11 protein-coding genes and 1 pseudogene are annotated in these 21,529 nt (G+C 70.8%); 7 read left to right on the top strand and 5 right to left on the bottom strand.

What is annotated here, in order from left to right:
- Window positions 1-235: 235 nt before the first annotated feature.
- The 4 genes from JOD64_RS08705 to mce form a co-directional block, all read right to left on the bottom strand.
- Window positions 236-2,260 (bottom strand): coiled-coil domain-containing protein, encoded by a 2,025-nt coding sequence (locus JOD64_RS08705; protein ID WP_204941770.1) that lies wholly within the window; start codon window positions 2,258-2,260, stop codon window positions 236-238.
- A gap of 176 nt (window positions 2,261-2,436) precedes the next feature.
- Entirely contained in the window at window positions 2,437-3,699 is a 1,263-nt protein-coding gene (locus JOD64_RS08700) for a DivIVA domain-containing protein (protein WP_184178049.1), read from the bottom strand.
- Window positions 3,700-4,068: 369 nt separating this feature from the next.
- Window positions 4,069-5,424: a crotonyl-CoA carboxylase/reductase gene (gene ccrA, locus JOD64_RS08695; RefSeq protein WP_204945976.1), complete on the bottom strand. Its 1,356-nt coding sequence runs from the start codon at window positions 5,422-5,424 to the stop codon at window positions 4,069-4,071.
- Window positions 5,425-5,802: 378 nt separating this feature from the next.
- A complete protein-coding gene (gene mce, locus JOD64_RS08690) occupies window positions 5,803-6,276 on the bottom strand; it encodes a methylmalonyl-CoA epimerase (protein ID WP_204941769.1) in 474 nt (157 codons plus the stop codon).
- Window positions 6,277-6,337: 61 nt separating this feature from the next.
- Here mce and JOD64_RS08685 point away from each other — a divergent pair, with 61 nt between their 5' ends.
- The 6 genes and pseudogenes from JOD64_RS08685 to JOD64_RS08660 all read left to right on the top strand — a co-directional run.
- Window positions 6,338-7,537 carry an acetyl-CoA C-acetyltransferase gene (locus JOD64_RS08685; RefSeq protein WP_204941768.1) on the top strand — a complete coding sequence of 400 codons (1,200 nt, stop codon included), beginning with the start codon at window positions 6,338-6,340 and terminating at the stop codon, window positions 7,535-7,537.
- Entirely contained in the window at window positions 7,534-8,538 is a 1,005-nt protein-coding gene (meaB, locus tag JOD64_RS08680; RefSeq protein ID WP_204941767.1) for a methylmalonyl Co-A mutase-associated GTPase MeaB, read from the top strand. Before JOD64_RS08685 ends, meaB begins: the two co-directional genes overlap by 4 nt.
- Before the next feature lie 343 nt (window positions 8,539-8,881).
- Window positions 8,882-9,298 (top strand): Asp23/Gls24 family envelope stress response protein, encoded by a 417-nt coding sequence (locus JOD64_RS08675; protein ID WP_204941766.1) that lies wholly within the window; start codon window positions 8,882-8,884, stop codon window positions 9,296-9,298.
- A 124-nt stretch (window positions 9,299-9,422) separates the two neighbouring features.
- Window positions 9,423-11,111, top strand: a complete 1,689-nt coding sequence (gene icmA, locus JOD64_RS08670) for a coenzyme B12-dependent isobutyryl-CoA mutase large subunit (protein WP_204941765.1) — start codon at window positions 9,423-9,425, stop codon at window positions 11,109-11,111.
- Window positions 11,112-11,408: 297 nt separating this feature from the next.
- Window positions 11,409-12,332: a tetratricopeptide repeat protein gene (locus JOD64_RS08665; protein WP_204941764.1), complete on the top strand. Its 924-nt coding sequence runs from the start codon at window positions 11,409-11,411 to the stop codon at window positions 12,330-12,332.
- Between the two features lie 66 nt (window positions 12,333-12,398).
- Window positions 12,399-13,365 (top strand): annotated as a pseudogene (locus JOD64_RS08660) (arginase family protein); the annotation flags it as partial.
- An 805-nt stretch (window positions 13,366-14,170) separates the two neighbouring features.
- Here the strand turns inward: JOD64_RS08660 and JOD64_RS08655 are convergent.
- Window positions 14,171-16,135, bottom strand: coding sequence for a penicillin-binding transpeptidase domain-containing protein (locus tag JOD64_RS08655; RefSeq protein WP_204941762.1), 1,965 nt, complete (start codon window positions 16,133-16,135; stop codon window positions 14,171-14,173).
- Between the two features lie 288 nt (window positions 16,136-16,423).
- Here JOD64_RS08655 and JOD64_RS08650 point away from each other — a divergent pair, with 288 nt between their 5' ends.
- A complete protein-coding gene (locus JOD64_RS08650) occupies window positions 16,424-21,505 on the top strand; it encodes an NAD-glutamate dehydrogenase (protein ID WP_204941761.1) in 5,082 nt (1,693 codons plus the stop codon).
- Window positions 21,506-21,529: the final 24 nt, after the last annotated feature.

Below are 21,529 nucleotides of genomic sequence, written 5' to 3'. Positions count from 1 at the left end.
ATCGCCCAACGGGCTGTGCTGCGGCACCAGAACCTCCCGGGTCTCCTTCGGGGGTGGCCCCGGCGCATGCCCGGAACCCGTTATACCTGTGAGTCATCAATATGACTCACAGGTATAGCACCCGTCCGGACAGGACCGAGTGGCCGGAGGCTCAACCCGACAGCTCCGCCGCACGGGTTCGACCGGGCGTGAGCTGGGCCGCGATCGGAGCTTCCGCCGCCGCCCCCGACGGCGGTCAGTCCTTCTCGATGGTGACCTTGCTGGGCTTGGCGCTGCGCTCGTCGGTGGTCGGCTTGGTGGGGCGCTTGCCGCCCTCGCCGGTGCTAGTGATCTTGGTTGGCTTGGCGCCCCGGCCACCCTCGCCCGGAACAGCGGCGACGGTCGGCTCGCCCTCCACCCCGGCGCTCGCCGCCCCACCGTCCACCGTGGTCACCGGCTCGGCAACCGGCCGCGTCGTGGACTGCCCGGACTCCTCCGCGCTGGCGTTCACCGGCTGCTTGGCGTCGGCGGGCTCGGCCTTGCCGGGCGCGCTCTTGCTCGCCCCGTCGCCGCCGGTCGGGGCGGTCGGGCCGTCGATCGGGCCTGCGACGCTCTGCAACCGCAGGTCGGACATCTGCCGCTGGAGCTCGTCGGACTCCTGCCGAGCCTTCCAGGTCTCCTGTCGCAGGTCCGCGAGCTGCTGCTGGGCCTGGGCGATCTCCAGCATCACCTGGGCGAGCTGCTGCCGGCCCGCCGCCGACTCCTGCTGCGTGGCCGCCAGGTGCTGCTGAGTGGTGGCCAGGTGCTGCTGGGTCGTGGCCGCGTACTCCTCGAACTGCCGACGGGAGGCCGCGACATGCTCGTCGGCCTTGCGGCGCTTGGCGCCGGCCTCGGCCTCGGCCCGGCTGAGCAGCTCGGCGGCCTCCGCCTCGGACCGCTGGCGCAGAGCCGCCGCGTCCTGCTCGGCCGCCTGGCGAATCCCGGCCGCCCCCTGCTCGATCTCGTTCTTGCGCGTGGAGTATTCGGTCTCCAGCTCGTTCTTGCGGCCCGTGTACTCGGCTTCCAACTCGTCGCGGCGAGTGGTGAAACCGGTCTCCAGCTCCTGCTGACGGCTGGTGAACCCGGTCTCCAGCTCCTGCTGGCGGGCCTTGTGCTGCTTTTCCAGCTCATCCCGGCGCTTGGCGAACTCCTGCTCGGCCGTGGACCGCCGCTGCGCCAGCTCCCGGTCGGCCGTCTCCCGACGCGAGTTGACTTCCTGCTCCACCCCGGCCCGCCACGCCCCCAACTCCTGCTGGGTCTGCGACCGGGTGTGCTGCACGTAAGCCTCGGTCTCGGCGCGCATCCGCTGCACGTACGCCTCGGTCTCGGCGCGGCCGCGCTTGGCCGCCTCGGCGGCCTGCGTGGTCAGCCGCTCGGCCTCCTGCTGCGCCTTGGCGCGGGTGGCCCGCCCGGCCATCGACGCGTCGTCGATGATCTGCTTGGCTTCCTGCTGGGCCTTCGCGTGGGTGGCTCGGCCGGCCTCGGTCGCGGTGTCGGTGAGCCGCTTGGCCTCCTGCAGGGCCTTGGCGTGCACCTCCTTGGCGGCGTCGCGCAGGTCGCTGGCCTCCTGCCGGGCGTTGGCCAGTGTCTCGCGGGCCGTCTCGCGCAGCTTGGTCGACTCCTGCTGGGCCCGGGCGTGGATCTCCTTGGCGGTGTCCCGCAGCTGGGTGGCTTCCTGCTGAGCCTTCGCCAGCGCGTCCTGCGCCGCCTTGCGCAGCTGGGCGGACTCGTCCTTGGCTGACCGCAGGGTGGCTTCCGCCTCGGCCCGTCGAGCTGCGCTGTGCCGCTCCTCTTCGGAGCGCCGCGCGGCGAGGGTGATCTCGAAGTCCTTCAATGCCCGCGCGGCCTGCTCGCGGGCCTCTTCGATGATGTGCTCGGCCGCGGCACGGCGCGACTCGATCTCCACATTCGCGTCGGACACGATCTTTTCGGCCAGCTCTTCGGACTGGGTGACGATCGAGTCGACCAGGGGGCCGAGGTGCCGGAACGAGGCCCGGTCGACCACGTTCATCTGCTTGCGCACCTGAGTCAGGTCGCGCTGGAGCACCTCGACCTGACCGGCGAGCTTGTGGATCTGTGTGTACGCCTGTTCCCGTTCGTTGGCGAGGGTCGCGATCTCGTGCTCGGCACGCGCGACATACCGATCAACCTGTTTTTTCTCGTATCCCCGCAGAGCGGACTCGAAGCTTGGCTCCGTCGTCACGTCCCCGCCGAGCGCGAACAGTTCCTCGCCGTGCGACATGCCCCCATCCTCACACGCAACAGGGCCTGCTGGGGCGATACGGACGCGCCTTGTGCGAGCTACTTCACTCGGTTTCCAGCAGGGAAGACCACGAGCCGGGAAACGCACACGGCGCGAGGTTGCACTGGTTACCCAGTGTCACCTCGCGCCGTCGATGCCCCATCTGACGCCTCGCGTCAGCCAGCGGTCTCCGCCGGCACCCGCTCCTGACCGCCATCGGCCTTCTTGGCCTCCGGCTTGGCTGCCGGGGCGGCCGCCGCCGGCATCCCCGGAACGATGCCGGCAAGCCCGGAGAGCATCTGGCCCAGCTGCGAGGTGACCGCGTCCTTCTGCCGGGTGAGGTCCTCGACCTCGCGGCGGGCGGCCTGCGTGGTCAGCTCCGCCTCGGTGCGGGCCTCGGTGAGCAGACGCTGCGACTCGGCCTTGGCCTCGTTGAGCGTCTTCTCGGAGTGCGCCTTGGCCTTGTCCACCGTCTCGGCGGCGTTGCGCTCCGACTCGACCCGCCGCGCCTCGGCGCGCTGCTCGATTTCCTTGGCCCGCTCCTGCGCGGCCCGGGCACGCTGCTCGGCCTCGCTGACCATCTTCTGGGTCTGCGCGACCTGGGCGGCGTGCCGCTCGGACTCCTCGCGCTCGGACTTCTCACGCCGCTCGGCCAACTGGAGCTCGAGAGCCTGGAGGTCCTTGTCGCGCTTGTCCCGCGCATCGGTCAGCAGCTTGGTCGCCTCGGCGCGCTTCTCCTCAGCCTCGCGGGCGGCCTTCGCCCGCTGCTGGGTGATCTCCCGCTCGGCGGTGGCCCGCAGGGTGGCGACCTCCCGCTCGACGGTCGACTTCAGCTCGGCCACCTCGTGCGCGGTGACGGTACGCAGCTGCTTGGTCTCGCGGTCGGCGTCCGCGCGCAGTGTGTCAGCCTCACGGCGGGCCTGCACCCGAACCTCGGCGGCCTCGCGCTCGGCGGCCGTGCGCAGGTTGCCCGCCTCGCGCTCGGCGCTGGCCTTCATGGCCGCGGCCTCGGCACGTGCCTTGTCGGTGATCTCGCGAGCCTCGAGGCGGGCGGCGGAGAGGATGCCCTCCGACTCGCGCTTCGCCTCGTTGCGGTGATCGTTGGCCTGCTCCTCGGCGAGCCGGAGGATCTGCTCGACGCGGGTGCCGAGCCCGGAGAGGGTGGGCCGGCTGTTCTCTTCGAGCTGCTTGTTCGTGTCGGTGAGCTTCTGCTCCAGCGCACTCATGCGCTGTTCGGCTTGGCGGAGCCGACGCTGGGCGTCGTTCATCCGCTGCTCGGCCTCGGCACGGGCCTGCTCGGACTGGGTCAGCGCGGCGGTCATCCGGCCGAGGAAGTCATCGACCTGGTGAGTGTTGTAACCGCGCAGGCCGACGGTGAAGTCTGGCTGCGAGTTCGCGTTATCGAAGAACGCGAGAGGGGAGGACTGCTGCTGGGGCATTGGGACATACTGGCAGACGCCCCAGGGTGCTTCGCAAGAGCGGTGCGCAGCTTTCGTGCCCTCTTTACATGGTCAACTGCGGCGATCAGCAGGGCTGGACCAATCGGCGATCTTGGCAGGTCCCGGGCGGGTCGGACGCCACGCAGCGTGACGCGGAAAAGGGCCCCGGGGTCACCCCGAGGCCCTTTGTTCGATCCGGGTGGGTTTTCCGCTAATGGGAGCGGAAGAACAATGTCCGATCACCGCATTGGCCATCGAGCGTTCATCCGTCCGGCCGGTCGGTGCGGGTCGGTGCTGACGTGTCGGAGGTGCGGGTCGGTGCTGACGTGCCGGCGGTGCCGGTCAGTGCTTTCGTGCCGGCGGTGCCGGTCAGTGCCCCCGGAACCGGTTGATCGCCTCCTCGTGTTCGGCCCGCAACTCCCCGTCGCGTACGCCCAGCCCGTCGGTGGGTGCGAGGCAGCGCACGCCGACCTTGCCCTGGTGGGCGTTGCGGTGCACCTCGTACGCGGCCTGACCGGTCTGCTCCAGCGAGTGGGTGCGGGACACCGTGGGGTGCACCTTGCCGAGCGAGACCAGGCGGTTGGCCTGCCACGCCTCGTGATAGTTCGCGAAGTGGCTGCCGATGATCCGCTTGAGGTGCATCCAGAGGTAGCGGTTGTCGTACTGGTGCAGGAATCCACTCGTGGAGGCGCAGGTGACGATCGTTCCACCGCGCCGGGCCACGTAGACGCTGGCGCCGAACGTCTCCCGACCCGGGTGCTCGAAGACGATGTCCGGGTCCTCGCCACCGGTCAGTTCGCGGATCCGCTCGCCGAAGCGCCGCCACTCGTCCGGGTCCTGGGTCTCCTCGTCCTTCCAGAAGCGGAAACCTTCGGCCGCCCGATCGATGACCAGCTCCGCGCCCATCCTGCGACACAGCTCGGCCTTCTCCGGCGAGGAGACGACGCAGACCGGGATCGCGCCGCCGCCGAGCGCCATCTGGGTGGCGTACCCGCCGAGGCCGCCGGAGGCGCCCCAGATCAGCACCACGTCGCCCTGCTTCATGTCGGCCCCGTGGTGCGAGACGAGCTGCCGGTAGGCGGTGGAGTTGACCAGCCCAGGGCTGGCCGCCTCCTCCCAGCTCAGGTGCCGCGGCTTGGGCATCAGCTGGTTGGCCTTGACCACGGCCATCTCGGCCAGCCCGCCGAAGTTGGTCTCGAAGCCCCAGATCCGCTGCTGCGGGTCGAGCATGGTGTCGTCGTGCCCAGCCGCGTCCTCCAACTCGACGGAGAGGCAGTGCGCAACCACCTCGTCGCCGGGCGCCCACCGGGTCACCCCGGGGCCGGTTCGCAGCACCACGCCCGCCGCGTCCGAGCCGACCACGTGGTACGGCAGATCGTGGCGGCGGGTCAGCTCGGAGACCCGGCCGTAGCGCTGGAGGAACTTGAAGGTGGGCAGCGGCTCGAAGATGCTGGTCCACACCGTGTTGTAGTTGATCGCACTCGCCATCACCGCGATCAGCGCCTCGCCCGGTGCCAGCTCCGGCGTCGGCACCTCCTGGACGTGCAACGCCTTGCGCGGGTCCTTGTCCCGGGTGGCCATGCCGTCGAACATCCGGGCCTCCTCGGCGCGGACCACCACGCCCCGGTAGCTCTCCGGAACGGGCAGTCCGGCGACGCCGGCGAGCTCGCGGTCCGGATCGTTCGATTCCTCCGCCGCCATGATCGCTTCGAGGATGTCCTGCACGGTGACCTCCGGTTCATCCGCACCCGCACGGGCCCGGGTGCTGCCATCGTCGGCGCCGGTGGGCACGACCGCCATGTCGGCATTCGACACATCCGGCACCGGTCGCGCTCCTGTGGGGCCGGACGTTACTGAACGGTAGCTAGGCCGGGAAGTCCTCTGTGAAAAACTGCATCCGCCGATGCGTGAAGGTGTCCGGCCGCCCCGCCAACCGCGCACTGACGTGCTTGAGGGCCAGTCCTGGGCGCCGAGCAGGCGGCCGCCGTGATTGATCCACTCCACATCGGCGATGTGGCGGCATCCGCCCGTGGAGACACCGCCACGTCGGCGATCTGGAGTCGATCACCGCCCGCAGGGCGCGCGGCCCGCGCGGCGGGCGGTTCAGTGACCGGCGGCGGGCTCGACGAGTTCGACGAGGACGCCGCCGGCGTCCTTCGGGTGCACGAAGTTGATTCGCGAGTCCGCGGTGCCGCGCCGCGGTGCGTCGTAGAGCAGCCGCACGCCCCGCGCGCGTAGCGCCGCGCAGGCCGCGTCGATGTCCACCACGGTGTACGCGACCTGCTGCACGCCCGGTCCGTTCCGGTCCAGGAACTTGGCGATGGTCGACTCCGGGGTGAGTGGTGCGAGCAGTTGCACGCAACCACCCTCGGTGGTCGGACCGACGGCCAGCATCGCTTCGCGAACGCCCTGCTCGGCATTGGTCTCGATGTGTACGCAGCGCATCCCGAACGTCCGCTGGTAGAAGTCGATCGCGGCGTCCAGGTCGGCCACGGCGATCCCGACGTGGTCAATCTTGCGAAGTCCGATGTCTGTGACGTAGTCCGCACCGGGCTCGGCGGGGGAGTTCTCAACCATGGCGCTAGTCTGACCGAATAATCGTTAAGGCGTACAGCTCGGCACCCCCTCGGAGGCAGGCATGGCTTCGGTGATCGTCAGCGGCGCGCGGACCCCGATGGGGCGCCTGCTGGGTAACCTCAAGGACCTTCCGGCCACGAAGCTCGGCGGGATCGCCATCAAGGCGGCGTTGGAGCGCGCCGGGGTCAGCCCGGATCAGGTCCAGTACGTGATCATGGGGCAGGTGCTGCAGGCTGGCACCGGTCAGATTCCGGCGCGGCAGGCGGCCGTCGAGGCTGGCGTGCCGATGTCCGTGCCGGCGTTGACCATCAACAAGGTCTGCCTCTCCGGTCTGGACGCGATCGCCCTGGCCGACCAGCTGATCCGCGCCGGCGAGTTCGACATCGTGGTGGCCGGCGGCATGGAGTCGATGACCAACGCACCGCACCTGCTGATGGGCCAGCGCACCGGCTACAAGTACGGCGATGTGGTGGTCAAGGACCACATGGCGCACGACGGGCTCAGCGACGCCTGGGACTGCTGCTCGATGGGCGAGTCGACCGAGCGGCTGGGCACCAAGCACGGCATCTCCCGTACGGAGCAGGACGCCTTCGCGGCGGCCAGCCACCAGCGGGCCGCCGCCGCGCAGAAGAACGGTCACTTCGCCGACGAGATCGCCCCGGTGGTGATCCCGCAGCGCAAGGGTGACCCACTGGTGATCAGCGAGGACGAGGGTATCCGCCCGGACACCACCGTCGAGTCGCTCGCCAAGCTGCGCCCCGCCTTCACCTCGGACGGCACCATCACCGCCGGCAGTTCCTCGCCGATCTCCGACGGCGCCGCCGCGGTGCTGGTGATGAGCAAGGCCAAGGCCCAGGAGCTGGGGCTGACCTGGCTGGCCGAGATCGGTGCGCACGGCAACGTGGCGGGTCCGGACAACTCCCTGCACTCGCAGCCGTCCAACGCGATCAACCACGCCCTGAAGAAGGGCGGCCTGAGTGTCGCGGACCTGGACCTCATTGAGATCAACGAAGCGTTTGCCCAGGTCGGCGTGCAGTCCACCCGGGACCTCGGCATCAGCCCGGACAAGGTCAACGTCAACGGCGGCGCGATCGCGCTGGGGCACCCGATCGGCATGTCCGGGGCGCGTCTCGTCCTCACCCTCGCCCTGGAGCTGAAGCGGCGTGGCGGCGGCACGGGCGCGGCGGCGCTCTGCGGTGGCGGTGGCCAGGGCGACGCGCTGATCATCCACGTTCCGGGCAAGGTCGAGAAGGCACAGTGAGCGAAGCGGCTGAGCACGTCCCGCCGGCGGGCACCACGTCGGTGCGCCGTAGTCGGGACGTACCGCTGCTGGTCGAGCGGGCCCGCGCGGGTGACCCCCGCGCGGTGGCCCGGCTGATCACATTGGTGGAGAACGGCGATGCGCTGCTGCCGGCGATCGCCGCCGCGTTGGCGCCGTACGCCGGACAGGCCCAGGTCGTGGGGCTGACCGGTTCGCCCGGGGTGGGCAAGTCGACCACCACCAATGAGCTGGTCCGCGCGCTGCGGGCGCAGGGGCACCGGGTCGGTGTGCTGGCGGTCGACCCGTCCAGCCCGTTCACCGGCGGCGCGATCCTCGGCGACCGGGTGCGGATGCAGGACCACGCCACGGACCCGGGCGTCTACATCCGGTCGATGTCCAGCCGGGGGCACCTCGGCGGGTTGGCCGCTGCGACGCCGCAGGCGGTCCGGGTGCTGGAAGGCGCCGGCTGTGACGTGGTGCTGGTGGAGACCGTCGGTGTCGGGCAGGCCGAGGTGGAGGTCGCGTCGCTGGCCGACACCACGCTCGTGTTGCTCGCCCCGGGCATGGGTGACGCGATCCAGGCAGTCAAGGCCGGCATCCTGGAGATCGCCGACGTGTTCGTGGTCAACAAGGCCGACCGGGACGGCGTCGACGCCACGGTCCGCGACATCCAGGGCATGATCGCCCTCGGCGAGCGCGGCCCGGGGCAGTGGCGACCGCAGGTGGTCCGCTCGGTCGCCGCGCGCGGCGAGGGCATCGACGACATCGCCGCCGCGATCGACAAGCACCGGGGCTGGCTGGTCGAGCACGGCGAGCTGCGCCGCCGCCAGGAGGCGCGGGCCGCCGCCGAGATCGAGGCGATCGCGCTCGGCACCCTCCGCGCCCGGATCGGCTCACTGCGCGACGGTACGGAGTTGACCACGCTCGCCGCCAAGGTCGCCGAAGGTGCCCTCGACCCGTACACGGCGGCGGACGAGCTGCTCGCCCAACTCGCCCGCTGACCCGGGAGGCACCGGCCGGCGGGGCCGGCGACGGGCGACGACCCCACGTCTGCGCCCCGATCGACAGGGTGACCGCCGTGGCGAAACTCAACAACCTTCTGTGCCGCACTCGTCGTGCGAGAGACGTCCACCCTGGACTGTCTGGATGATCCGCCCTGATTGGACCGATCGCCCACGTGTGCGCTGGGGTACGGCGCGGCGGCCGTAGCGCTTCGGTCGCCCGGAAGCGAAGGCTGCTCCGGTTTTAGTAGGCTCGCAGCGCGCGGCCGGGAGCGAGGCTTCCGCGAAGCGGGCTGACGCGCCGGTCGGTCCACAATGCGCCGGGACCAGGGGAGAAGCGATCATGACGGACGCGGTGGAGAACGCCGGTGGAGTGCAGCCCGCGACGAGCGCTGCCCGGGGCGGCACGTCGGTCTCCGACGAGGTCGTGGAGAAGATCGCCGGTGCCGCCGCTCGTTCGGTGCCCGGCGTCGCCGACCTCGGCGGTGATGTGGCCCGGTTCTTCAACAGCTTCCTGGACAAGGTCGGCCTGGACGAGGTGGGCGATGCCCGACGAGGCGTCTCGGCCGACGTGAACGGCACCTCGGCGGTCATCAACGTGGTCCTGGTGATCGACTCCGGTCAGGTCGTGTCCGACGTGACCGAGGCTGTGCGGACCGCGGTGATCGAGGCCGTGGAGAAGTACGGCCTGACGGTCACCCAGGTCAACATCACGGTGGACGACATCGAGCTGAACCAGCCGGGGGTAGCCGGAGCCTGAGGGTAGGTGCCTGGGCGCCAGTCGCCGGCATATGTTACCCACGGGTACGACGTGACTTAGCGATCGTTCAGGCGGGGGCTCTACACTCGACGTGCAGTCGAGTACCCGAGGAGGAGCCCTGCTCATGGACGCCGACGAGATCGACGCCGGCCGGGCGCGCTGGCAGGCCCGATACGACGCCGCGCGCAAGCGGGACGCGGACTTCACCACGCTCTCCGGGATGCCGGTGGAGCCGGTCTACGGGCCGCCGGAGGGCAGCGCGTACCCGGGCTTCGAGCGGATCGGGTGGCCGGGCGAGTACCCGTACACCCGGGGTTTGTATCCGACCGGTTACCGCGGACGGACCTGGACGATCCGGCAGTTCGCCGGCTTCGGCAACGCCCAGCAGACCAACGAGCGCTACAAGATGATCCTCGGCGCCGGCGGCGGCGGCCTCTCGGTCGCGTTCGACATGCCGACGCTGATGGGCCGCGACTCGGACGACCCGCAGGCGCTCGGCGAGGTCGGCCACTGCGGCGTCGCCATCGACACCGCCACCGACATGCAGGCGCTCTTCGACGGCATCGACCTGGCCGACGTCACCACCTCGATGACGATCTCCGGCCCGGCCGTGCCGGTGTTCTGCATGTACCTGGTCGCCGCCGAGCGGCAGGGCGCCGACCTGTCCAAGCTCGACGGCACGCTGCAGACCGACATCTTCAAGGAGTACATCGCGCAGAAGGAGTGGCTCTTCGACCCGGAGCCGCACCTGCGCCTGATCGGCGACCTGATGGAATACTGCGCCGCCGAGATCCCGCGCTACAAGCCGTTGTCGGTCTCCGGCTACCACATCCGCGAGGCCGGCTCGACCGCCGCGCAGGAGTTGGCGTACACCCTGGCCGACGGGTTCGGGTACGTCGAGCTGGGCCTCTCCCGCGGGCTGGACGTGAACGTCTTCGCGCCCGGGTTGAGCTTCTTCTTCGACTCGCACCTCGACTTCTTCGAGGAGATCGCCAAGTTCCGCGCCGCCCGCCGGATCTGGGCCCGCTGGCTGCGCGACGTCTACGGCGCGACCAGCGAGAAGGCCCTCTGGCTGCGGTTCCACACGCAGACCGCCGGGGTGTCGCTGACCGCGCAGCAGCCGGTCAACAACGTCGTACGCACCGCCGTCGAGGCCCTCGCGGCGGTGCTCGGCGGCACGAACTCGTTGCACACCAACGCGCTGGACGAGACCCTGGCGCTGCCCACCGACGAGTCCGCCGAGATCGCCCTGCGTACGCAGCAGGTGCTGATGGAGGAGACCGGCGTGGTCAACGTGGCCGACCCGCTCGGCGGCTCCTGGTACGTCGAGGCGCTGACCGACAAGATCGAGGCCGAGGCGGAGGAGATCTTCGCCCGGATCCGGCAGCTCGGCGGGGAAGGGCCGCACCAGATCGGCCCGATGACCTCGGGCATCCTGCGCGGCATCGAGGACGGCTGGTTCACCGGGCACATCGCCGAGTCGGCCTTCGTCTACCAGCAGGCCCTCGAGAAGGGCGACAAGAAGATCGTCGGCGTCAATTGCCACACCGGTACGGTCGCCAAGGAGCTGGAAATCCTGCGCATCTCGCATGAGGTGGAGCTGGAGCAGCGCCGGGTGCTCGCCGAGCGCAAGGGCGCCCGGGACGAGGCTGCGGTCCGCGCGGCGGTGACCCGGATGGTCGAGGCCAGCCGTACCGACGAGAACATGATCCCCGCGATGCTCGACGCCGTCCGCGCCGAAGCCACCCTCGGCGAGATCTGCGACGCCCTCCGCGCCGAGTGGGGCACCTACCGCGAACCAGCCCGCTTCTAACCCAACCCGTCCCCACCCCCAACCCGTCCCCACCCCACCCCCAACCCGTCCCCACCCCCACCCCCACCTCCACCCCCGCCCCGCCCCGCCCCCGCGATCTTGCATTTGCTGTCCCGGCAGACGGTGCGAATGCCGTGTTTCGGCGACCGAAAGTGCAAGATCGCGGGAGTCTGGGGTGGGGGCAGGGGCGGGTCCTGGGTCGGGTCTGGGGCGGCGTCGGGATGGCGGCGTGAGAGTTGCAACGTCGGGGTTGCGGGTGACCTGAGATCGTGGGCTGACGTGCGAGACTAGGTAACCATGAGCGACCCACGGATCACCTCGTCGATCTTCACCCGCGGCGCGGTCGACCTCAGCACGCTGCGTGGCCCCGCACCAGCCAGTACCCGCCCCGGCACACCCCCGCAGGGTGGCCCGTCCAACGGCACCCCCGGCGCCCCCACCGCCGGCGGTGCCACCGCCATCGTCGACGTCACCGAGGCGACCATCCAGTCCGAGGTGCTCGAACGGTCGATGGCCATGCCCGTCATCGTCTTCTTCGGCGCGGCCGGCTTCCCGGAGAGCGACGAGTTCGCCCCGGTCCTGGAGCAGTTGAACGCCGAGGGCGGCGGCACCTGGGTGCTGGCACGGGTCGACGTGCAGGAAAATCCGCGAATCGCCCAGATGTTCCGGGTCCAGGGCGTCCCCATGGTCTACGCGGTCGTCGGCGGTCAGCCGGTTGACGCCTTCTCCGGAGTGGTGCCCGAGGCGCAGCTGCGGCAGTGGATCCAGGCCGTGCTCAAGGCCGGCGGTGTGGCCGTCGCCGAGCCGGAGGATCCCCGCCTCGACGAGGCCGACGACGCGCTGATGAGCGGCGATCTGGACGCCGCCGAGCAGGCGTACCGGAAGATTCTGGCCGATGCCCCGGCGGACGCTGCGGCCACGGCAGGGCTCGCCCAGGTCGGGGTCGCCCGCCGGGTGGCCGGCGCAGATCCGGCCGCCGCCCTGGCCGCCGCCGAGAGTGCCCCCGACGACGTGGCCGCCCAGCTGCTGGCCGCCGACATCGAGGTGCTCAGCGGCCTGGCCGAGCAGGCGTACGCCCGGCTCGTCGGTCTGGTCCGGCGCACCGCCGGAGAGGACCGCGAGACAGTCCGCCAGCACCTGGTCTCGCTCTTCTCCATCGCCGGTCCAGACGACCCGGCGGTCGCCTCGGCGCGCCGGGCCCTGGCCAGCGCCCTGTTCTGAGTTCGTAGCACGCCAGCGCGGGCCGGCGTTCCGGCCGGCCCGCCCGACCAACGAGGACGGGAGCTCATGATGCGCCGAATCGCCGTCCTCGACGCGCCGACAAATCTCGGTCTACGGCCGCCGACGTCCACGTCGGTCCCCGGTTGCGCCAAGGCGCCTGGCGCGCTGCGCGACCACGACCTGCTGGCCCGGCTGCGCGCCCGCGACGCCGGTTGCGTCACCCCGGCACGGTACGACCCGGGCGACTGGCGCCCCGGCGACGGGGTGTGCCACGCCCGGGAGATCGCCGACTACTCGCTGGCCCTCGCCGAACGGATCGGCTCGATCATCGACCGGGGCGAGTTTCCGGTGGTGCTGGGCGGCGACTGCTCCGTGCTGCTCGGCTCGGCGCTCGCCATGCACCGCCTCGGTGAGGCCGTCGGCGGGCGGATCGGGTTGGTCTTCGTCGACGGGCACTCCGACTTCCGGCACCCCGGCAACGCCTCCTATGTCGGCGCCGCCGCCGGTGAGGACCTGGCCCTCGTCACCGGGCGTGGGCAGGCCGACCTTGCCGCCCTGGAAGGGCGCCGTCCCTACTTCCGCGACATCGACGTGGTGGTGCTCGGCATCCGTGCGCAGGACGAGTACCGGCTCGACCTGCAGGCCGCCGGGATCACCACGCGGCCGGTGCCGGCGCTGCGTGCCGAAGGCGCTGCCCGCACGGCCCAGTGGGCGCACGAGCAGCTCGCCGACTGCGCGGGCTACTGGGTGCACATCGACGTGGACGTGCTCGACCCCGCGGTGATGCCCGCCGTGGACGCCCCGGACCCGGGAGGGATCGCCTTCGCCGAGCTGGAGATCCTGCTCGCCGGCCTGGTCGACACCCCGCACTGCCTCGGCGTGGAGCTGACCGTCTTCGACCCCGACTACGATCCGGACGGTTCGTACGCGGCCGAGATCGTCAACACCGTGGTTGCCGGCCTGGCCCCGGTCACCGCCCCGGAAGCGGTGCCGCCCCGCCTGCTGTCGGCCCGGCCGACCCCCAGCCCGAGGCGCGGTAACGGCCGGACCACGTCCGCCACCGAACGATCCAACGGGCCACGAGGCGCGCCCGGCGACAAGTCGCAGTACGTCGAGGCTGCCGCGCCCGACTTCTCCGTCGATGCAGGCCCGCCCGCCGACGCCGAGCTCCCCGGGGTGCGGTCGGTCGAGCAGCTCGGCGGGTCTCCCGGCGGGCGGTCGGTCGGGCCTTCGGGTTTGCGGTCGGTCGATCCTTCCGGGGTGCGGTCGGTCGAGCAGTTCGGCGAGCCCGCGGCGGATCCGTCCGGTGAACGAGCGGCGGAGCCGACCGGCGACGTCGATGCGGCTGGCCGGTTGCCCCTTGGCGGCCTGGCCCCGGCGAAGTCGGACCCACTCGGCATCCTCGGGCCGGTGCACTCCGGGCCGGCCGGCGTCGCGGCGGCGGCCGAACGCGAACCGGTGGGCCCACCCGCGTCGGCCGGCCCCGGCCTGCTGCGGCGCCCCTCGCCGACCGCGCCCGACGCCGACCACCCCGACGCCGACACGGCCTGAGTCACCTCGCGACCTGAGCCACCGGGCGATCCACGCCACCGGGCGGCCTGAGCCACCGCGCGGCCTGAGCCACCGCGCGGCCTGAGCACCGCGCGATCCGCGCCATTGGGCGATCCGCGCCACCGCGCCACCGCGCCACCGCACGAGCCGCTTGATCGACACCGTATCGGCGATGTCGGGGCGTCTGGCGGCGTGGATGCCGCCATATCGGCGATCTGGTGTGGATCATGCGCCCGTGGGTCACCGCGGGGTTCAGCGACTCGCGGCGTGTGCGGGTGCCAGGTCGGTCAGGTGGTGGGGAGGGCGCGGAGGAAGCGCTCGGCGATCGGGACGGCTGATGCCGTGCTGGCACCGCCCTTCTCCACGAACACGGCGAACGCCACATCGCCCCGCCAGCCGACGAACCAGGCGTGGGTGTGAGCCGGGTTGTCGTCGTACTCGGCGGTGCCGGTCTTGCCGTACACCTCGCCTGGCACATCCTTGAGGGCGCTGCCGGTGCCGCTGGTGACCACCTCGCGCATCATGGCGCGCAGCGCCGCGACCGATTCTGGCTTGAGCTGCTCGCCCGCCGGGGCCGGCTTGGCCGGTGCCGGGTCGGTCAGCAGCTTCGGCTGCTCGAACCGGCCGCGGGCGACTGCGGCGGTGGCGCCGGCCATGGCGAGCGGGCTGACCAGCGTGGTGCCCTGCCCGAACGAGGCCGCGGCCTGTTCGGCCTGGCTGCCGTTCGCCGACACCTTGCCGGTGAAGGCGTCGGTGCCCAGGTCCCATTGACCTTCCAGGCCCAGTGCGCGACCGGCGGTCGCCAGCCCGTCGCCACCCAGCTTGGGTGCCAGCGAGGCGAACGCGGTGTTGCAGGACTTGGCGAAGTCGGTGCGGAACGGCACCGAGCCGAGCTCGAAGTTGTCCGAGTTCTTGAAGGACCGGCCGTCGACGGTGAAGGTCTTCGGGCATGCCACCGGCCCGTCCAGGGTGACCGCGCCCCGGTCCAGCAGGCCCAGGGTGCTGACCATCTTGAACGTGGAGCCCGGCGGCACCTGGGCGGTGAAGGCCAGGTTTTCCCCGGCGGGCCCGGGGCCGTTCGCCGCGGCGAGCACCGTGCTGTCGCTGATCCGCACCGCGACCAGCGCGGCTCGGCGCGGCTCCGCACGCAGTGCCCCGTCGGCCGCGTTCTGGACTGCGACATCCAACGTGGTCTTCAACGCCTGCCCGGGCTGCGCCTCCCGGCGGAACAGTTCGGTGCCGGTGGGCTCCAGCTTGCCGCCCTCGGCGGGACGCTCGACCACCACGCTGAGCCCGGTGCCACCACGCAGGCGCTCGTCGTAGCGGCCCTGTAGCCCGCCGTGCCCGACCAGGTCGCCGACGACATAGCGGTCGGGGTGCGCGGTGATGTCGTCGGCCTGCGCCGGGTCGACCGTGCCGAGCAACGCCCGGGCGAACTCGCGGGTCGGCGCCAGGTCGATCTTGTCGGAGATGAACTTGGTGCCGGGCAGGTCGTAGATCCGGGGCTTGATCTGCAGGTACGCCTCCTCGCGGAGCGACACCACCTCGACGAAGGCACCCGGCTCGGCCTTGGCGACCCGCTCGGGCAGGTCGGCCAGGTCGACGGCGGGGATCAGCGCCGGGCGGATCGCCTTGAACGCCGCGTCGAGGTCCTTGACCAGCTTCTTCAGGTCAGTGACCCCATTCGGCTGCACGCCCACCCGGACCACCGGACGGGGGGTCACCAGCGGCTGCCCAGCGGCGTCCAGCACCCCGGCCCGGGTGCCGGCGTCGCGGCGCAGCGCCAACCGGTCACCCTTGGTGAGCTGCTCGTGTATCACCCGGGGCTCCCAGATCACCTGCCACTGGTCGTCGTCGCCCTGGGCGAGCCGCACCTCCCGGTCGTACGCCCAGCTGGTCTCGCCGGGCAGCTTCCACTCGACCCGGATGGGCGCGGTCGCGATGTCCGCGGTGACCTTCGGCTCACCGCGACTCGTCAGCGTGGGCGGGGTGGCGGCCAGCTCACCGGAGAGTTCCTTGATCTCGCGGGAGACGTCGGCCGACGGCAGCTTGCCACCGGTCGGGTCGATCAGACCGACCGCCTGGAGATCACCGCTGCGCCAGCCGTCGAGGAAGGCGTCGAGGGTGCGTTGCGGCCCGTCGTCACCCGAGCAGCCAGCCAGAACGCCGGCCGTGAGCAGCGCCGCGGTGAAGGCGGCGGCCAGACGGCGGGCGGGGTTCGGCCGGTGGGGCCGGGGGTACGACAAGTGCATGGAGCTGGTCCTTCCGATCTCGGAGCGCCCTCGCACGGTAGTACGGCAGCGCCGTCCTCAACGTCCCCTAGGCGCGCGAGCGGCACAAAGATCGGCCGGGCCGGTGTGATGAACATCGCGTGGCGGGGTATCCCGCAGCCGGCCAACCTCGTACCCGCAACGGGTGAAAGGACAAAGTCCCGATCCGGACGTCTGGCCACTGGTCCGCCGATGAAGGCGCAGAGCGGTAGGGCCTAGGCTGAGCGGCAGAGTGACCCACAACGCGGTGGGTCGAGGGGAGTGGCACCGATGGACCGGCGTCCGGCGATCAAACCGGAACCCGACCTCCGGCAGGATGACTCCGGCCGGGACGAGGACAGCTTCGATTCGGCGACCGACGGGGACGGCTACGGCCGACTCGACACGGGAGTCACCGGGCTGACCGGGTCGAGCATCGACACAATCTACGATCTGGGCCTGCCCACCGAGGCGTTGGCCGACGACGTGGAGGACGCCGAGCTCGACGAACCAGTCCCCAACGCGGAGCGCCTGGTGGCCCAGGCCGTCGCGCTCGCCGGGGACGACCACGACGCGGCGACACTTGTCGGCCGTTTCTGGCGGTTCGCACCGGACGAGGAACTGGTCGGCTTCACGGCAGAGGAGATGCTCGACGCGGCCCGGGCGCACCGGGACCTCGCACAGCAGCGGGTACCTGGCGAGCTGAAGCTGCGGATTCACGAGCCGCACGCCGACCAGCACCACACGGTCGTCGAAATCGTCACCGACGACATGCCGTTCCTGGTCGACTCGGTGACCGCGCTGCTCAACTCGTACCACCTGGACGTGCACCTGTTGGTGCACCCGCTGGTGGTGGTCCGGCGTGAGCCGTTGGGCCGGCTGACCGAGGTCTCCGCGGATGTGGAGCCGGACGACGCGATCGCCGGCGACATCATCGAGAGCTGGATGCGGATCGAGATCGACCCGGTCCGGGACGCGGCTGAGCGGGACCGCCTGCGCGGTGAGTTGCAGCGGGTGCTCACCGATGTGCGGGAGGCGGTGGAGGACTGGCCGAAGATGCGTCAGCGTTCCCTCGCGCTCGCCGACGAGCTGGCCTCGGCCCGCACCTCCGACAACCGCCCACCGGTGCCGGAAAAGGACATCACCGACTCGGTGGAGCTGCTGCGGTGGCTCGCCCACGACCACTTCACCTTCCTCGGCTACCGCGAGTACCGGTTGGTGGACGCCCCGGGCGGCGACGGCACCGACCCGGCCGGCGGCAAGGCGTTGGAGGCGGTGCTCGGCACCGGTCTGGGCATCCTGCGGTCTGATGCGCCGGAAGCCCGGCCGCTGGCGTCGATGACCCCGGAGGCGCACGAGAAGGTGCTGGAGAAGCGCCTGCTCATCATCACCAAGGCCAACTCGCGCGCCACCGTGCACCGCTCGGCGTACCTGGACTACATCGGCTTCAAGATCTTCAACGAGCTCGGCGAGGTGATCGGCGAGCGGCGCTTCCTGGGCCTGTTCTCCACGGCCGCCTACCGGACCAGCGTCCGCGAGCTGCCGGTGGTGCGCCGCAAGGTGGCCGAGGTGTTGGACCGCTCCGGCCTCAGCCGGCGCAGCCACTCCGGCAAGGATCTGATCCAGATCCTGGAGACCTACCCGCGCGACGAGCTGTTCCAGATCAAGACCGACGACCTCTACCACGCGGTGATCGGCGTGCTGCGGATGGCGGGCCGTCGGCAACTGCGGGTCTTCCTGCGTCGGGACGCGTACGGGCGGTTCATCTCCTGCCTGATCTACCTGCCCCGGGACCGGTTCACCACTCAGAACCGGCTCCGTATGCAGGACATCCTGCTGCGTGAGCTGAACGGTGTCGGGGTGGACTACACCACCCGCGTGACCGAGTCGATGCTGGCTCGGGTGCACTTCATCGTCCGCACCGACCCGACCCGACCGCCCGGCGAGATCGACGCCGACCTGCTGGCCGAGGAACTGGCCGACGCGACGCGACTGTGGGACGACGACTACCGGCTGGTGCTGGAACGCAAGCTCGGCGACGAGCAGGCCAAGCACCTGTTCACCCGGTACGCCGACGCGTTCCCGGAGGGCTACAAGGACGGGCACACGCCGTACGAGGCGATGAAGGACCTGGCGAAGCTGGAGCTGCTGGAGGAGCCCGGCCAGCTGGAAATGCACCTGTTCCGCAAGCAGCTCGCGCCCCGGCCGGGCACCCGGGTGCCCGGTTCGGACCTGGCCGAGGCGATGGACGTCCGGTTCAAGGTCTACCGGTACGGCGAACCGATGATGCTCTCCGCCGTGCTGCCGGTGCTGCACTCCCTCGGTGTACGGGTGGTCGACGAGCACCCGTACGAGGTGGACCGGATCGACGGTCGGGTCTACCTGTACGACTTCGGCCTCATGCTGCCGGAGGGGCACCACGAGCTGGCCGAGGTGCGCCCGCACGTGGAGAACGCCTTCGCGGCGGCCTGGCGCGGCGAGGCCGAGGTGGACCGGTTCAACGAGCTGGTGCTGCGCGGCGGGTTGACCTGGCGGCAGGTGGTGGTTCTGCGGGCGTACGCGAAGTACCTGCGGCAGGCCGGCACGGTCTTCTCGCAGGACTACATGGAGCAGACCTTCATCGCGTACCCGAAGCTCGCGGCGTTGCTGGTGGAGTTGTTCGAGACCCGGTTCGCGCCGGGCGAGCTCAGCACCGAGCAGCGTCAGCAGCGCAGCGGTGAGCTGGTGGAGACGATCCGGGGTGCGCTGGACGACGTGGCCAGCCTCGACCAGGACCGGATCCTGCGCTCGTACCTGACGGTGATCGAGGCGACCCTGCGGACCAGCTTCTACCAGAAGCGTTCCGACGGGCGGCCGAAGGCGTACGTGGCGTTCAAGCTCGACCCGCAGGCCATCCCGGACCTGCCGGCGCCCCGGCCGAAGTTCGAGATCTTCGTCTACTCGCCCCGGTTCGAGGGTGTGCACCTGCGGTTCGGGCCGGTGGCCCGGGGCGGGTTGCGCTGGTCCGACCGTCGGGAGGACTTCAGGACCGAGGTGCTCGGCCTGGTCAAGGCACAGATGGTGAAGAACACCGTGATCGTGCCGGTGGGTGCCAAGGGTGGCTTCGTGCTGAAGCAGAAGCCGGGCGACCGGGACGAGGCGGTCGCCTGCTACCAGGAGTTCGTCGGCGCGATGCTGGACGTCACCGACAACATCGTCAGCGGGCAGATCGTGCCGCCCGTGGACGTGGTCCGGCACGACGGCGACGACCCGTACCTGGTGGTGGCGGCCGACAAGGGCACGGCGACGTTCTCCGACATCGCCAACGAGATCTCCACGGCGCACAACTTCTGGCTGGGCGACGCGTTCGCCTCCGGTGGTTCCGCCGGCTACGACCACAAGAAGATGGGCATCACCGCGCGGGGCGCCTGGGAGTCGGTCAAGCGGCACTTCCGGGAGTTGGGCCTGGACACCCAGACCCAGGACTTCACGGTGGTCGGCGTCGGCGACATGTCCGGCGACGTGTTCGGCAACGGGATGCTGCTGTCCGAGCACATCCGGCTGGTGGCCGCCTTCGACCACCGGCACATCTTCCTCGACCCGGAGCCGGACGCGGCCACCTCGTACGCGGAGCGTCGGCGGCTGTTCGACGTGCCCCGGTCCTCCTGGGAGGACTACAACCGGGAGCTGATCTCGGCCGGCGGTGGCGTCTTCCCGCGTACCGCGAAGTCCATCCCGATCACGCCGCAGGTCCGGGCGGCGCTCGGCCTGGACGACGACGTCGCACAGCTGTCGCCGCAGGAGCTGATGAAGGCGATCGTCACCGCCCCGGTGGACCTGTTCTGGAACGGCGGCATCGGCACCTACGTCAAGGCGTCCACTCAAACCAACGCCGAGGTGGGCGACAAGTCCAACGACGCGATCCGCGTGGACGGACGCAACCTGCGCTGCCGGGTGGCGGGCGAGGGCGGAAACCTGGGCTGGACCCAGCTCGGCCGGATCGAGTACGCGTTGACCGGTGGCCGGATCTTCTCCGACTTCATCGACAACGCTGCCGGGGTGGACACCTCCGACCACGAGGTGAACATCAAGATCCTGATGAACACCGCGGTGGCCGACGGGGAGTTGACCACGGCCGACCGGGACGAGCTGCTGGCCGGGATGACCGACGAGGTCGCTGAGCTGGTGCTGCGGGACAACTACGACCAGGCTCGGGCGATCAACAACGCCCAGGCCCAGGCCGCCTCGCTGCTCCCGGTGCACCGCCGGATGATCAACGAGTTGGAGCGCTCGGGTGCGTTGGACCGGGCGCTGGAGGCGCTGCCGCCGGACGAGGAGTTGGCGGTTCGCAGCGAATCCGGCCTGACCGCGCCGGAGTTCGCGGTGCTGCTCGCGTACGTGAAGATCGTCCTGGAACGGGAGATCCTCACCGAGGGGTTGGCCGACGAGGAGTGGACGACCGAGGTCCTGGTCAACTACTTCCCGACGCCGATGCGGGAGCGGTTCGCCGACCGGATGGGCCGGCACCGCCTGCGCCGGGACATCGTCACCACGGTGCTGGTCAACGAGGCGATCAACCGGGGCGGCATCTCGTTCGTCTTCCGGGTCGTCGAGGAGACCGCCGCCAGTGCCGCGGACGTGATCCGGGCCTACGTGGTGGTCAGCGAGGTGTTCGGGCTGCGCGATCTGTGGGACGCGGTCGAGGCGCTGGACAACAAGGTCGCACCCGAGTTGCAGACCAGCGTCTACCTGGACACCCGCCGACTGCTCGACCGGGCGGTGCGGTGGCTGGTCTCGAACCGGCGCTCGCCGATCGACGTACCGGCCGAGATCGCCCGGCTGCGCGACGGGGTCACCCGGTTGCTGCCGGGGCTGGAGGAACTGTTCTACGGCAACGAGCGTCAGGGCATCGCCGCGCACATGGATTCGATGACCGAGCGTGGGCTGCCCCGCGAGCTGGCGGAGCGGGCGACCCGTCTGATGTACAGCTTCGGTCTGATGGACGTGGTGGAGACCGCGAACGCCAGCGGGCGGGACGTCAGCGAGGTGGCCTCGGTCTACTTCGTGCTCTCGGACCTGTTCCGGGTGGACTCGCTGCTGTCGAAGATCTCCCTGTTGCCGCGGGAGGACCGCTGGCAGACGTTGGCCCGGATGGCGCTGCGCTACGACCTGTACGCCGCGCTGGCCGCGCTCACCGCGGAGGTGCTCGACTCCACCCCGGAGGACCTGCCGCCACACGAGCGGGTGCAGCAGTGGGAGCAGTCGAACGCGACCTCGATCCACCGGGCCCGGCGGGCGATGGGGGAGTTCGACGAGTCGCGGGCCGACCTCGCCGCCCTGTCGGTGCTGCTACGCCAGATCCGCACCCTGGTGCGGACCTCCGCGGCCGCCTGAGTCAGGTACGCCGGACGCGGTCCG

Source organism: Micromonospora luteifusca (assembly GCF_016907275.1).
GTDB classification, from domain to species: Bacteria; Actinomycetota; Actinomycetes; order Mycobacteriales; family Micromonosporaceae; genus Micromonospora; species Micromonospora luteifusca.
The sequence above is the reverse complement of the archived record's forward strand: the minus strand, read 5'-3'. Positions and strand labels throughout refer to the sequence as shown.

Coding starts and splice junctions, on each gene's coding strand:
- JOD64_RS08705 (WP_204941770.1), bottom strand. CDS start 2,260: ATGTCGCACGGCGAGGAACTGTTCGCGCTCGGCGGGGACGTGACGACG.
- JOD64_RS08700 (WP_184178049.1), bottom strand. CDS start 3,699: ATGCCCCAGCAGCAGTCCTCCCCTCTCGCGTTCTTCGATAACGCGAAC.
- mce (WP_204941769.1), bottom strand. CDS start 6,276: ATGGTTGAGAACTCCCCCGCCGAGCCCGGTGCGGACTACGTCACAGAC.
- JOD64_RS08685 (WP_204941768.1), top strand. CDS start 6,338: ATGGCTTCGGTGATCGTCAGCGGCGCGCGGACCCCGATGGGGCGCCTG.
- JOD64_RS08675 (WP_204941766.1), top strand. CDS start 8,882: ATGACGGACGCGGTGGAGAACGCCGGTGGAGTGCAGCCCGCGACGAGC.
- icmA (WP_204941765.1), top strand. CDS start 9,423: ATGGACGCCGACGAGATCGACGCCGGCCGGGCGCGCTGGCAGGCCCGA.
- JOD64_RS08665 (WP_204941764.1), top strand. CDS start 11,409: ATGAGCGACCCACGGATCACCTCGTCGATCTTCACCCGCGGCGCGGTC.
- JOD64_RS08655 (WP_204941762.1), bottom strand. CDS start 16,135: ATGCACTTGTCGTACCCCCGGCCCCACCGGCCGAACCCCGCCCGCCGT.
- JOD64_RS08650 (WP_204941761.1), top strand. CDS start 16,424: ATGGACCGGCGTCCGGCGATCAAACCGGAACCCGACCTCCGGCAGGAT.